The sequence below is a fragment of the Williamsia sp. R60 genome (genome assembly GCF_054063855.1).
On record NZ_JBSSGR010000003.1, the window covers coordinates 1026340 to 1040191 of the forward strand.

Genomic DNA, 13852 nt, shown 5'->3' on the forward strand with positions numbered 1-13852 from the left:
ACCGGTTGACCATTGCGCTGGTTCTCGCCCTGCCGAACGGCTGAGGGTCATTCATTTCCCCGCAGCGCGCAGCCCAATGCGTCAATGTCGAAAATGCGGATGGTCGGCGCATGGCGCCGATGACATCGTGTCCGCATGCGTTCGGACGTAACCGCTGAAGGCGTCTCCCCTCACCGTGTCAGCTTGAATCGGACATTGACTCTTAATTGAGTCTCCTCTATTATATGACGAAGTTCACATCTCCGATGACGAGTGATCCCCGCGATGCTCCGTCGGGCCCTTTTGGACGATCCGATCCGGGCAACAACCGGGACGGCCCCCATTCCTGAACCTGAAAATGAGGTACGCCACGGTGACGCACATCGGATTCCTTCTGCTGGGGCTGGGCAGCGGTGCAGTATTCGCCGCCCTGGCCCTGGCCCTCGTGATGACCTACCGCAGTTCCGGCGTGGTGAACTTCGCCACCGGTGCGCAAGCCCTCCTCGCTGCGTACGTGTACGCGTTCCTGCGTCGGGGAGAATTACTCATCCCTATCCCGGGCTTGCAGGAGTCGGTCAGCATCGGCGGCGATCCGGGGGTGATCCCTTCGATCCTGATCGCAATGGCCATCTCGGCGTTGTTCGGGATGCTCCTGTACGTGGCCGTGTTCCGGCCTCTACGCAATGCTCCGCCGATCGCCCCGGCCGTTGCGTCCATCGGCGTCCTGCTGATCATCCAGGCCTCGATCGCGACCCAGGTGGGCACCCAGTCTCAGTCGGTGACACCGATCCTGCCGCGGGACGTCGTCGAGTTCATGGACATCCGCATCCCGATGGACCGGGTGTGGTTCGCTGCGATCATCGTGGCCGTCGGGATCGCCCTCACGCTGTGGTTCCGGTTCACCCGGTTCGGACTCGCAACCCGGGCGGCGGCCGAGTCGGAAAAGGGCGCGCTGGTGTCAGGGTTGTCTCCGCAGCGGATCGCGCTCGCAAACTGGGCCATCAGTGCGGCGGTCGCCGGGCTGGCGGGAGTCCTGATCGCGCCGATCGTGCCGGTGGTGCCTGGCGCCTACACGTTGTTCATCGTTCCGGCGCTGGCTGCGGCCCTGGTGGGCAACCTGACCGCAATCGGACCGGCCATCGCCGCAGCGTTCGCGATCGGCATGGTGCAGTCCGAGCTGACATACCTGCAGACCGATTGGTCGTGGCTGCCGTCCAGTGGCACGGCACAGCTGGTCCCTCTGATTGTCATCCTGGTCTTCCTCGTTCTTCGGGGGCGGCCGCTGCCTACGCGCGGTGCGATCGTGCAGCGCTCACTGGGCCGAGCCCCTCGCCCGCGCAACCTGGTCATCCCGGTAGTAGTCGGCGTTGCGATCGGGGTGGTGGCGCTGCTGGTCACCAGCGGCGGGACGCGATCCGGCGTGATCTTCACCCTGGTGTACGCGTTCATCGGCTTGTCGTGGGTGGTCGTCACGGGGTATGCAGGTCAGATCAGCCTCGCCCAGCTGTCCCTGGCCGGGGTCGCCGCCTTCTCGCTCAACAGGTTCGCCGAGGCGTGGGGAGTTCCCTTCCCCTTGGCCCCTCTCCTCGCGGCGTTGGTTGCCACCGTCATCGGGGTGCTCGTCGGCCTTCCGGCACTGCGCATCCGAGGCCTCCCCGTCGCTATCGTGACCCTTGCGCTTGCTGTCGCGGTGGAAGCGTTGTGGTTCCGCAACACGGACTGGAACGGTGGGCTCTCCGGGTCCCCCATCAGCTCACCCGAGCTCTTCGGCGTGGACCTCGGGATCGGCAGCGGAGATAGCTATCCACGGCTGACCTTCGGTTTCATGTGTCTGATTCTGCTGGTGATTGCCGGTCTTGCTGTCGCTTTGCTGCGGCGGAGCCGGCTCGGGGCAGCCATGCTGGCGGTACGGGCCAATGAGCGGTCTGCAGCCGCGGCCGGTATCGCGGTCTCTCGAACTAAGATCATCGCCTTCGCCATCGGCGCCTTCATCGCGGGTCTCGGTGGAGCCCTTCTCGGGTACGCCCAAACGACTGCCACGGCGGACACGTTCTCGGCAATCGTGGGCCTGAGCATGTTCGCGACCGTCTATATCGCGGGCGTGACCTCGCTGGCCGGTGGCATCGTTGTTGGCGTCATCGCCCCGGGTGGCATCCTCTACACCCTGCTCAACAACTCATTCTCACTTGGCCATTGGTACGAGATCGTCGCAGGAATCGGTCTGATCCTCACTGTGATCATCGAACCCGAGGGTGTTGTCGGGCCCTGGCACCGCATGGTGGACCGGATCCATGACCGGTACACACACTCACGCCGTCGGGTGCCCGAGGCGTACGACGACAGCTTCCTCGAAGATGAGGCAGCGGGCACGGCTACCGATGTGGGTCCCGGGCCGGGCACACCTGCGATCGGCGACGTGGTCCTTCGAATCGACTCCGTCGGGGTGCGCTACGGCGGTGTGGTGGCGGTGAACGATGCCTCGTTCGATGTACGCGAGGGCGAGATCGTCGGGCTCATCGGTCCCAACGGCGCCGGCAAGACGACTCTCGTCGATGCCCTCAGCGGGTTCGCTCCGGCGACCGGACGCGTCGAACTGCTGGGTAAGAACATCAGCGAACTCCCACCGCACCGACGGATGTGGTCCGGCATGGGGCGCACGTTCCAGGGGATCGAGCTGTATGAGGACCTCAGCGTCGAGGAGAACGTCGCGGTCGGTCAGGAGGCCGCTCGCCATGGCGGTCCGCACACCGAGTGGTCAGAGGACGAGGACTACATGACCGGGCTGTTCCGGGTGCTCAAGCTCGATGATGTCCGAGACCGGCCTGTGCGCGAGCTTTCCCAGGGGCACAAGCAACTGGTGTCCGTCGCGCGGGCGCTGGCCGGCCGGCCACGGATGGTTCTGCTGGACGAGCCGGCGAGCGGCTTGGACAGCACGGAGAGCGCATGGCTGGGGCAGCGGCTGCGCGGGGTGCGTGACTACGGAGTGACGATTCTGCTCATCGACCACGACATGGGGCTGGTGTTGGAAGTGTGTGATCGCGTTGTTGTTCTCGACTTGGGGGCGGTGATCGCAGACGGTCCGCCGTCCGCGATCCGGACCGACCCCAAGGTCAAGCAGGCCTACCTCGGAACCTCGGACGAAGGGGAATCGTCGGATGCCACCGTCGCAGCCCCCTCCTACTCAGCGGCGGTGACGAAATGAGTGGCGCGCTGCTGGAATGCCGGGGCCTGGACGCCGGCTACATCAAGGGCAGTCCCGTTGTCCGTGGTCTCGATCTCGTCCTCGAGGCGGGCAAGGTCACGGCGATACTGGGACCGAACGGTGCGGGCAAGACGACGGTCCTGGTGACCGTTGCCGGGCTGCAGCCCTCCCTCGGGGGTGAGGTGCTGATGAACGGGGAGACACTGCGTAAGGGCAGCGCCCGAACTGCTGCCCGCAAGGGAGTCGTGCTGGTCCCCGACGACCGAGCGCTGTTCACCGGCCTCACGACCCGGGACAATTTGGCTCTCTGCCGTCGCCGCGGCGGGACGACCATCGAACAGGTTCTCGACTTCTTTCCCTCCTTGGCGAAGCGCTACAAGGTCGAGGCAGGCAAGCTCTCCGGTGGGGAGCAGCAGATGCTGGCAGTCGGCCGGGCACTCATGCTCGGCCCGCGTGTCCTACTGATCGACGAACTGTCCATGGGTCTCGCGCCGGTGATCGTGGAGGAACTCCTGCCGATCGTGCGGCGAGTGGCTACCGAGACCGACGCGGCGGTGGTCCTTGTCGAGCAACACGTGCGCCTGGCGTTGGGGGTTGCCGACAACGCCGTTGTCCTGGCGCACGGGGCAGCCGTGCTCTCTCGTCCAGCGGCCGAGCTCATCGCCGACCCCTCGGTTCTCGAGCGGGCCTATTTGGGTGAGACCGTAGACGCCGCATCCTGAGGGGGTCGCCGGTCTGCGAGCTGGCGAGTGAGGTCTGACCTGATGTGGTCTGGGGAGGCCGGGGCTCAAGGCACCGGCCTCCCACACGCCCCCTGATGTTGTCGGGCACCTAGCCCGGCCCGACAAACTCGTCGGGAGGGGTAGCCCAGCCGCAGAGTCGAAGTAATATCCGCTATCTCATCGAGACAAGAGCCTCGCGTGCGACGTGCTCCAGCCGGAGTAAGCGCATCGGGACCGGGGGCACCATGATCCACGTCATTGACAAGGGCGCAGCGGCCCATCGAAAAGACACACCACTGCTCTTCGTTCACGGTGGAAGCCACTCGGCATGGTGCTGGGAAGAGCATTTTCTCGACTACTTCGTGAACGTGGGCTATCGCGCAGTGGCCGTGGATCTTCGCGGCCACGGCGAAAGCCCCACGAGCAAGCCGCTCAACAGCTGTTCCATAGCGGATTACGTCCAGGACGTACGGTCGGTCGCCCAGGGGCTACCGACCGAACCCATCTTGATCGGTCACTCGATGGGCGGTTTCATCGTCCAGAAGTATCTCGAGACGCGGAGCACGCCTGCAGCAGTATTGGTGTCGACGGCCCCGCCCCGTACGTTCGTCCGCGCAGGCCTCCGCACCGCCTTCAGGCAGCCGTGGATCAGCCTGAAAATAGCGATGACTCGCAATCCGGCACGAAGCTTCGGCACTCCCGCTTCCGTGCGGAAGATGCTGTTCCGCCCGGATACCCCAGAGGAAATCGTGCAAAAGTGCTTCTCACGCATCGGTCCAGAAAGCTATCGCGCAGTGTGTCAGGACATGATCTACCGGGATCTCGTTCGACCCAACGTCGTGACGACGCCGATGTTGATACTCGAAGGAGAAGAGGTCTATTGGGGCAAGCAGCTCGCACAGGACACGGCGACGGCCTATCACACCGAACCCGAGTACTTCCCCGACATGGGCCACAACATGATGCTGGAGCCTGGCTGGGCCTCAGTTGCCGAACGAATCCATCAGTGGTTGACCGCTCGACATCTGTGACTGCCGCGAGTTGCGGAAGTCGGCTTCATAGTGGCCAATTCGGCGGCAGCTAAGGTTCGCTGGGGAGCGCCCAGTAGTCGTCGGCGCCGCCATGTGGATCGAGGCGAGAACTGCTGCGCTGACGTCGAATGGGCAGACCCAGCAACACTCGAGCTGGCTCTGAGGCCCCGAACCGGATCGATGGAGCCGTCGATGATGGCCGATCCCAACTCTCCCCGGTCGACCGAGGCGTTGAAGGTGCCGGACACGTGTTGGTCGTTTGATCTACTGCACCATCTGGCCCCCTCGTTCACGTAAAGCACGTCGGCGGCTGCCGTGCCCTTGCAGTGAACTCGACGACGACGACGATCGAACCATGCCCTGCCTCGAGGAAGATGCGGACCCTGCCGTTTATCGGCAACTCATGAGGCCGGCCCGATTGCGATCGACTTGAGCTCGCGGTAGCTCGCGAGCCCCTCTGGTCCCATCTCCCGGCCGAGGCCCGACTGCTTGTAGCCGCCGAACGGCGCATTGAAGGCCTGCGGCGCCCCGTTGATGCTCACCGCCCCGGTGCGGATCCGTCGTGCGACCGCGATTGCACGGTCGGCGTCACCTGACCACACGGAGCCGGACAGCCCATAGATTGAGTCGTTGGCGAGCACCACGGCCTGGTCGACGTCGTCGTAGGGGATCAATGCGACCACTGGGCCGAAGATTTCCTCTTGGGCCACCCGCATCGAGTTCGTGACGTCGGTCAGGAGCGCCGGTTCGACGAAGAAGCCGTCCGAATCGGGGCGACCGCCACCGATCACCCGCGCCCCCTCTTCGGCGGCCAGGCGGAGGTAGCCTTCGACCCGGTCGCGCTGACGCTGGCTAACCAGTGGACCGATCTGGGTCTGCGGATCAAACGGGTCCCCCACCGGGAGTGCGGCGAGCGCGGCTGATAGCGCGTCCTCGATGTCCCCCTTGCGGCTCCGTGGGACGAGTACCCGCGTCTGGGCGATACACGCCTGACCGTTGATCAGCATGGCCATCGGCAGGATCGAGCGGACGAAATGGTCCGGGTCGGCGTCGTCGAGGACGATGGCCGCGGACTTGCCGCCCAGCTCAAGGGTCACGCGACCAATGCGCTCGGCGCAGAGGCCCATGATCCGGCGGCCGGCCGCAGTGCTCCCGGTGAAGCTGACCTTGTCGACGTCGCGGTGGCGAACGAGGTGCTCCCCCACCTCCCGGTCGGCCGGCAGGATGCTGAGCACGCCGTCGGGCAGACCCGCCGCCGACAGCGCGTCCGCGAGCAGGTAGGCGGTCAGCGCAGTCTCCGCCGGCGGCTTGAGTACGACCGAGCACCCAGCCGCGAGCGCCGGCGCGATTTTCAACGTCTCTCCAGCCAGCGGGCCGTTCCACGGGGTGATCGCGGCGACTACGCCGACCGGTTCGCGCGCCACAATGCTGCGATAGGTGCCGTCCGTGCGCACTTCATCGGTGTCCTCGTCCGCCACCAAGCCGGCGTAGTAGCGCAGCTGCGCCATAGAGCTAGGGATCAGGGCCATCGCCGCGAACCAGCGCGGACAGCCCAGCTGGCGGGTGGCCAGGTCGACCGCGGCGTCGCCGAGCTGCTCTATTGCATCTGCAGCCGCGCGCAGAACGGCGGCCCGCTCCGCGCCGGTGCGGCCGGCCCACACGCCGGCATCGAAACTGCGACGCGCGACTGCCACAGCAGCGTCCACGTCACCGATTCCGGCGAGCGTGACGGTACCGAGCACGTCACCGTTGGCAGGGTTGATCGCCTTGTGGTCGCTGCCGTCAATCGAGCGGGTCCAGGAGCCACCGACGAAGACGTTCGGGCGGTTGTAGAGATCGTGCGAAATGGTCATTACTCGTTCCATATCCAACAGTGGGTGTTACCTAGCATTCGGATTGAGTGGACGCCAATAGGGACGTCAGGCGGCCCGCCTCAGTCCTCCGGAAAAGTGATGATGCCCCGGATGTTTTTGCCGGCGAGCATGTCGTCGTAGCCCTCGTTGATCTGGTCCAGCGTGTAACGGTTCGTGATTAGCTCGTCGAGCTTCAACTTGCCGGCCAGATACAAGTTCATGAGGAGTCGGACGTCGGTGAGGGGCTGGCAGGAGCCGAATAGCGCGCCGCGGACGACCTTCTCGTAACTCGTCATGTAGACGGCAGGGAGTTGGAACATCTCCGTCACCTTGCCGACCGATGTGATCACCACTTGGCCGCGCTTGCCCACGATGTCCATCGCCTCGGTCACATTCTGGGGGCTGAGAACACCCACGGTGATGATGGCGTGCTCGGCCATGCGGCCCCACGTCACCTCATTGACGAAGGCTGCGGCCTCCTGCGCGTTCTCGAACGTGTGGGTGGCACCGAAGCCGGTCGCGCTTTCCCGTTTGAACGGGGAGGGGTCCACCACGACAACACGCTCCGCGCCCGCCATCGCAGCGCCCTGGACTGCGTTGGAGCCGACACCCCCGGCGCCGAAGATGACCACGGTGTCACCGGGCTGGACCTTGGCTGCACGCACAGCGCTGCCCCAGCCGGTGGGCACCCCGCAGGCGAGCAGGGCACCGGCCTCGAACGAGATCTCGTCCGGGAGTGGGATCACCGAGTACTCCGAGACGACCATACGATCGGCGAACGTTCCCAGGGCACAGAACCCGCCAAGCTCCTCATCGCCCAGCTGCAGGCGGAAGGTGCCGTCCAACATCTGGCCGGTGCCTGCGTATAGGCCTTGGTCGCAGAGGTTTTGCATGCCCGAGGCACATGAGGGACACACGCCGCAGGCGGGGATGAAGGTGACGGTGACACGGTCGCCGACCGCGACGCGCTCGACGTTTGGTCCCACGGCTTCCACCACCCCCGCGCCCTCGTGACCGCCGACCACGGGATAGCGCGGAGGCGCGTCACCGGTTCGCGCGTGGTCGTCGGAGTGACACATGCCGGCGGCGTGGAGACGGACGAGAACCTCATGCGCCTTCGGCTCGGCGTAGGTGACGTGGGTGATTTCCCAGGGAGTGCCTGGAGCCCGCAGCACAGCGGCCCGCGTCTGGTTCTTCATCAGGAATTCTCTTCTCTGGGTAAGTGGGAGTTAAAAAGTGGGCGACCTCGTTCGGTGCCCAAGTCGAAAATTAGTCTCACGAGATAGATGAGTATCATGTTTTAGCGGCGCCGGTAGTCGATTCAGCCGCTGCTCCAGAACGTTCGGAAATGTACACCCTACGAGGTCTAATCACGTCGGACGTCGAGGAACATCCGCTGGTTCGCTTTTCCAGGAGGTCTGTGAAACGGCCGCTCTGTCGATGGTGGTCTGCCTTCGATGCCCGTTCGAAACACGCGTAATATTCTGTGCTTCAGTCACTTTCATCGCCACTGGCGAGAAGTTATCGGACTCCGGGGCAGGAACAGTCAGGCGTGGCTGCCAGATCGACTGGATCTAATCTAGTGAAGATGGGCGCCCAGACGCGGGCTGACCTTTGCGCAGCTAGGCCCCGACATCCGTCCCAAACGGTAGTCTCAACAACCGTTTACACAACACCCTCGGACAGGGATTCTATGAATGAGGGTCCTTATATCTGGGGCGATCAGCACGCGATTCGCAACCTGCGGATGCTCGGCAAACCGGAGACGGGCGGCGGAGTCAAGCGGCAGTCTGCGACTCCGGGCCCTCGATGCCCGAGAGGGCGGTTCCAGCTGAGCAATCGGGACCGGCACTCCGCACTCAAGCAGCAGCCTTCTACCGCGACTTGTGGTCCGACCAGCGCTGCGCCGCCCGCCACCACGGGCAATTGGTAGTCGACCTGACCGCATGAGTCTGGGCTGTGCGAGCGTTGGCTCACATGCGGGCGGGGCAGAGGGGCTGCTCTTCTGAGTGGGCCGCGCACCACGGTTGCAAAAGACGTCTGCAGCGGGGATTGAGTACACGAATAGCAGTTGATGATTGATCGTCTCGATACGCGGGCCCTCGAAAAGTATTTGATTGCCGTGGGGCGCTCCTGCTGGACGATCCGCCACGTCCAAGGGGCTTTACCTGTGTTTTCGCGGACTCCCGACATGAGGCCGCCCGGCTTTTTACGTCGTCCGCAAGGGGTCAGCGGATCGACGACATCGAGCCGAGTGTGATCTATATCTCGACATCTGGTGCGGAGTGATCTAGGCTTCAGCTGAATTGACTACCCTGAATTATGAGGAGTTGCAGTGACGAAAGTCTGGAAGAAGACGGGTGGCGCCATCGCCCTCGGTCTGGTCGCGGTGCTCGCGGCGGCCTGTGGGGACGACGGCGGTCCGTCCGACAGCTCGCCGTCGTCTGTTGACGTCTCGGTTCTGGGGAAGGCCAACCCCGCGACCGGCAGTCCGGTGAAGGTCGGAGTGTTCAGCGTCGAGGGCGGAACGGCGGTGAGTCTGCCCGAGGTCGGTGACGCGTCAGTGGCCGTCGTCGACTACGCCAACGAGTATCTGGGCGGTCTCGGCGGGCACAAGATCGAGGTGGTGCGTTGTGGTGACAAGGCTGACGGTGCATCGTCTGCGGCTTGTGCCAACCAGTTCGTCCGTGAGGGCGTTGTCGCGGTCGTCTCAGGTCTGTCGGCTACGGCGGATCAGGCGGTTCCGGTGATTCAGGGGGCTGGAATTCCGTGGGTGTCGATGTCGGCGTCGGCGCCGGCCGAGCTTGCCGACGACAACGCGTTCTTCTTCTCTGCCGGCTTCGTCGGGTCACTGGCCGCTCAGGCGGTCTACAGCGCGGAGCAGGGTTGGAAGACGGTGACGCTCATCGGCACTGAGAACCCGCAGGTGGTCTCGGCGGTAAACAGCATTGGCAAGAAGTTGTTCGACGATGAGGGCGTCAAGCTCAACCTCGTGACCGTGCCAAGTGGTACGCCTGATGCGTCCTCGCAGGTTGCTGCCGCGCAACAGACCAACCCGGATGCCCTCTCCATCATCGGTGAGTCGACGCTGTGCCAGACGGTCTTGAGTGCCGCCTCGACTGTGGGAACGAGCGTGCCGAAGATGGTGCTTTCGACCTGTGTCACCGATGAGGTCAAGAACGCCGTGGGCGAGTCGGCCATCGACGGCGCCGTCGTGTTCGCGAACTACGCGCCCACCGGTGACAACGAGGAAGCGAAGCTCTACCAAGCGGTCATGAAGCAGTATGCTCCGGATACCTCGACGGCGGGCCTGACCCCCAATGGATATAGCGTCATGCTCGGTTTCGTCCGTGGGGTCAATGCAGGTGGGCTCGGGACCGGTGATGTCACGCCGGTGGCGATCTCGCAGGCGCTGCGGGGCGCAGTCAATGTACCGCTGCCGATCGGTCTGGGGGAGACCTTCTCCTGCGACAAGACGCAGTTCCCGCTCCAGGGGGTCAAGGGCACGTTCTGCACGTCCACGCAGTTCGCCTCGACGTTTTCCTCCGGCAAACAGGGCACGCCTCAGCCGCTCGACGCGGCTGAAGCGCTAGCCAGCTAGGGCGCGGGATTTAGGCGCAACGGAGCAATCCGTTTTGCAGCGTGCTGATCTGACGTAATGCTGCTCGCGCTGGGGAAGCCACGTTTCGGGACCACTCGATTCGAGGCTTCCCCAGCGTGCGTTCAAGGCCGAATGGGGCTTCGAGGTCGCTCGCTGTACTCCGCCCAAGCACCCGGGCCTGCGTCGAACGCCAGGCCACAAGTCCATTGAGAACATCAACAGGAAGGCGATTTCTATGACGCGACGTTCGGACCGTAGTGCTCCATTTCGGGTGGCGGTGTGGGGGCCTGGTGGTCTCGGTAAAGCGTTGATCCGCGAGGCCATCAACAAGCCGGAGATCGACCTCGTCGGCGTTCTGTGTTTCAGCGACGAGAAGGACGGTCAGGACGCCGGCGAGTACTTCGGCTACGGCACGGCAGGTGTGCGGATGACTACGGACAAAGAAGCGATCCTTGCGCTCAAGCCGGATGTCATCTTGCATGCCACACGGGTCACCGCCCCGGTCGACATCGACTCCGAGGTCACCGGCGACGTGGTCCGCATGCTCGAGTCGGGGATCAACGTGGCCACCGCGGTCGCCTATCACTGGGTGCCGGTTCATGGTGCCGATTTCGTGGAGAAGATCGAGGCTGCCTGTCGCACGGGCGGCACGGCGCTGCATTCGAGTGGGATCAACCCCGGGACGCTCAATGAGCGCTGGGTCGTCGGTCTCACTGGTGTCTGTACGAGCATCGACTCGATCGAGGTTCAGGAGATCGCCGACATCTCCACTCTGTCGAGTATCGACATGCTGGTGAAGGGTATCGGGATCAGCCGAACGCTCGACGACGTGAACCAGGAGACCAAGCACACGCAGGGCAGCCGGTGCTTCCATGAGACGGTCACCTTGACGTGTCACACCCTCGGCATGCAGGTCGAGCGCATCGACTATGAGAAGGGGTACATCCTGGCAAAGGAGGATCGCGACATCTCCGTTCGCAAGCCGGATGGCTCGTCGGAGATCCTCAGGGTTCCGAAGGATACGGTCTCGGGCATTTCCTCCCGATATGTCGCGCAGGTGGCCGGGAGACCATTCTTCACCCTCGAGGAGATCTTCTTCTTGGACGAGAGAGATACCCCGGTCGAGACCGATGGGATGCCTTACCTCGCAACGATTCGCATCGAAGCACAGCCGACCTCGGTGGATGCCCGGATCGGCTTGACTGCGTCGGTACTCGAGGGCAAGCACTTGACGGCCGACGGTATCCGGCCGACGTACAACCTCACTGCGGCGTCACTGATCCAGGCCATCCCGATCGTCTGCGGGGCGCAGCCGGGCATCATCTACCCCTCGACCTTCGCGCACTACTACCCAGACCTACGGGACTTCCCGAGCCCGCTGATCGATGCCCCGCCGCAGGCGGCGTCAACAAGCTGAGGTCCGGCCTGGCTTGACCTAGAGGTTCAACCTCAGAGGAGACCCCGGGCGGGCGGTCTGCGCTGGCCTGAGACTCGGCCGATCCAGGACTACCCGGTGGCTCAGAGTTCGGTCCACAGTGCCCTGTTGAGAAGGGCGCATGACGCCGGCGTCCTGACCGGTTCACTGGCCGGTCGACAGCACCTTCTTCAGGGCGTCCCGCGGCACCGCGGGTGGGGAGGGCCTGGCCCGTCGTTGGTAAGCCCAGCGAACCGAGAGCAGATTTAGACCACTGATTACGAACCCGGAGGCGACCTGAAAGACGCGTCGACCCGGCCGCGAGTCGACTGACGCTCCGCTGATTAACCCCTGTATGGGGCACGACGCACCCGAATTAGGCTTTCACACTGCGACTTTCAAGATAGATGGCCTGTATCGGCAGGTTCGGAAAGGTGAGAGCTGCACAATATTCGGTCTCGGATGTGACGCGAGTCTCGACATGCACCGTTGCATACCTTAGGCTTCAAGGCGAATTGATTACCCTGAATTATGAGGAGTTGCAGTGACGAATGTCTGGAAGAAGACGGGTGGCGCCATCGCCCTCGGTCTGGTCGCGGTTCTCGCGGCGGCCTGCGGAGACGACGGTTCGTCCGGCAGCTCGTCGTCTGTCGACTTGTCGGTTCTCGGCGAGGCAAACCCGGCGACCGGCAGCCCAATAAAGGTCGGGTTGCTCAACGTCGAGGGCGGGACGACGGTGAGCTTGCCCGAGATCGGTGACGCGTCTGTGGCCGCCGTCGACTACGCCAACGAGTATCTCGGTGGTCTCGGCGGTCACAAGATCGAGGTGGTGCGCTGTGGAGACAAGGCCGACGGTGCCTCGGCCGCGGCCTGTGCCAATACCTTCGTCCGGGAGGGCGTCGTCGCGGTCGTTTCGGGACAGACGGCCACGGCAGACCAGGCGGTTCCGGTGATTCAGGGGGCAGGCATTCCGTGGGTGGCGACCGGGGCATCGGCGGCCACCGAACTCGGCAACGACAACGCGTTCTTCTTCGCCTCCGGCTTCGTCGGGACGCTGGCCGCCCAAGCGCTGTACAGCGCGGAGCAGGGCTGGAAAACCGTGACGGTCCTCGGTGCCGAGAACCCGCAGGTGGTCTCGGCGGTGAACAGTGTTGGCAAGAAGCTGTTCGAGGCGCAGGGCGTCAAGCTCAACCTCGTGACCGTGCCCAACGGTACGCCCGATGCGTCCTCGCAGGTTGCAGCCGCACTACAGACCAGCCCGGATGCTTTTGACATCATCGGCGATGCGACGCTGTGCCAGACCATCTTGAGCGCGGCCTCGAATGTGGGAGCGAACGTGCCGAAGATGTCGACTGCCGCCTGCGTCACCGATGAGGTCAAAAGCGCCGTGGGCGAGTCGGCTATCGAAGGCACGGTCGTGTTCGAGCACAACGTCGCCACCGGTGACGACGACGAAGCAAAGCTCTACCAGGCAGTCATGAAGCAGTACGCTCCGGACACCTTGAAGGCAGGCCTGACCCCTAGTGGATATCGCGCCATGCTCGGTTTCGTCCGTGGAGTCAATGCCGGTGGGATCCCGGAGGGTGATGTCACGCCGGCGGCGATCTCTCAGGCGCTCCGGAGCGCAGTTGACGTACCGCTGCCGATCGGGCTGGGGGAAACCTTCTCCTGCGACAAGACGCAGTTCCCCCTCGACGGCGTCAAGGCCACGTTCTGCACGTCCAAGCAGTTCGGGATGACGTATTCTGCTGAGGGTTCGGGCTCGCCGCAGGTGGTCGACGCAGCCGAAGCCCTCTCCAGCTAGGCCGTATGAGACTGCGGTGGGACGGCACGTGTTCGTCAGCGGCGCACTGATCTGAGGCCATCCCTTGTGCGCTGGGTAAGCCCCGACTCGGCAGACCAGTCGAGTCCAGGCTTACCCAGCGTGCCCAGGGCCTGCTCGAGCATGTAGTTGTTGCGATGTCCTGAGAAAGATGCCGCAACAACTACATTGACGCCACCGCTACGAGATGGAGATCGTCGATGTCCCCCGGCACTAGTCCGGGGGGCG

The 13852-nt window shown here is 64.1% G+C and carries 8 protein-coding genes; 6 read left to right on the forward strand and 2 right to left on the reverse strand.

Features of this window, described 5'->3' with window-relative positions:
* The first annotated feature begins 337 nt into the window (after nucleotides 1-337).
* From ACVWY6_RS18260 to ACVWY6_RS18270, 3 genes are all read left to right on the forward strand, one after another.
* On the forward strand, nucleotides 338-3181 hold the full coding sequence (locus ACVWY6_RS18260) for an ABC transporter permease subunit (protein WP_457539939.1): 2844 nt from the start codon (nucleotides 338-340) through the stop codon (nucleotides 3179-3181).
* Complete coding sequence (locus tag ACVWY6_RS18265; protein WP_457539941.1) at nucleotides 3178-3903, forward strand: ABC transporter ATP-binding protein; 726 nt, start codon at nucleotides 3178-3180, stop codon at nucleotides 3901-3903. The genes ACVWY6_RS18260 and ACVWY6_RS18265 overlap by 4 nt, the downstream gene beginning before the upstream one ends.
* Nucleotides 3904-4148: 245 nt before the next feature.
* Nucleotides 4149-4934 (forward strand): alpha/beta hydrolase, encoded by a 786-nt coding sequence (locus ACVWY6_RS18270; RefSeq protein ID WP_457539943.1) that lies wholly within the window; start codon nucleotides 4149-4151, stop codon nucleotides 4932-4934.
* 401 nt (nucleotides 4935-5335) lie between these two features.
* Here the strand turns inward: ACVWY6_RS18270 and ACVWY6_RS18275 are convergent, their stop codons facing one another.
* Nucleotides 5336-6799, reverse strand: a complete 1464-nt coding sequence (locus ACVWY6_RS18275; RefSeq protein WP_457540206.1) for an aldehyde dehydrogenase — start codon at nucleotides 6797-6799, stop codon at nucleotides 5336-5338.
* A gap of 68 nt (nucleotides 6800-6867) precedes the next feature.
* Nucleotides 6868-7986 (reverse strand): NDMA-dependent alcohol dehydrogenase, encoded by a 1119-nt coding sequence (locus ACVWY6_RS18280; RefSeq protein WP_457539945.1) that lies wholly within the window; start codon nucleotides 7984-7986, stop codon nucleotides 6868-6870.
* A 1136-nt stretch (nucleotides 7987-9122) separates the two neighbouring features.
* Between ACVWY6_RS18280 and ACVWY6_RS18285 the strand changes: the two genes are divergently transcribed.
* The 3 genes from ACVWY6_RS18285 to ACVWY6_RS18295 all read left to right on the forward strand — a co-directional run bounded on the left by ACVWY6_RS18285 (nucleotide 9123) and on the right by ACVWY6_RS18295 (nucleotide 13606).
* On the forward strand, nucleotides 9123-10388 hold the full coding sequence (locus tag ACVWY6_RS18285) for an ABC transporter substrate-binding protein (protein ID WP_457539947.1): 1266 nt from the start codon (nucleotides 9123-9125) through the stop codon (nucleotides 10386-10388).
* Nucleotides 10389-10623: 235 nt separating this feature from the next.
* Nucleotides 10624-11805: a hypothetical protein gene (locus tag ACVWY6_RS18290; protein ID WP_457539949.1), complete on the forward strand. Its 1182-nt coding sequence runs from the start codon at nucleotides 10624-10626 to the stop codon at nucleotides 11803-11805.
* 541 nt (nucleotides 11806-12346) lie between these two features.
* Entirely contained in the window at nucleotides 12347-13606 is a 1260-nt protein-coding gene (locus ACVWY6_RS18295; protein ID WP_457539950.1) for an ABC transporter substrate-binding protein, read from the forward strand.
* Nucleotides 13607-13852 lie beyond the last annotated feature (246 nt).

Bases quoted from the DNA above. Each gene is read 5' to 3' on its own strand.
- ACVWY6_RS18265 (WP_457539941.1), top strand. From the start codon at position 3,178: ATGAGTGGCGCGCTGCTGGAATGCCGGGGCCTGGACGCCGGCTACATC.
- ACVWY6_RS18275 (WP_457540206.1), bottom strand. From the start codon at position 6,799: ATGGAACGAGTAATGACCATTTCGCACGATCTCTACAACCGCCCGAAC.
- ACVWY6_RS18260 (WP_457539939.1), top strand. From the start codon at position 338: ATGAGGTACGCCACGGTGACGCACATCGGATTCCTTCTGCTGGGGCTG.
- ACVWY6_RS18280 (WP_457539945.1), bottom strand. From the start codon at position 7,986: ATGAAGAACCAGACGCGGGCCGCTGTGCTGCGGGCTCCAGGCACTCCC.
- ACVWY6_RS18270 (WP_457539943.1), top strand. From the start codon at position 4,149: ATGATCCACGTCATTGACAAGGGCGCAGCGGCCCATCGAAAAGACACA.
- ACVWY6_RS18290 (WP_457539949.1), top strand. From the start codon at position 10,624: ATGACGCGACGTTCGGACCGTAGTGCTCCATTTCGGGTGGCGGTGTGG.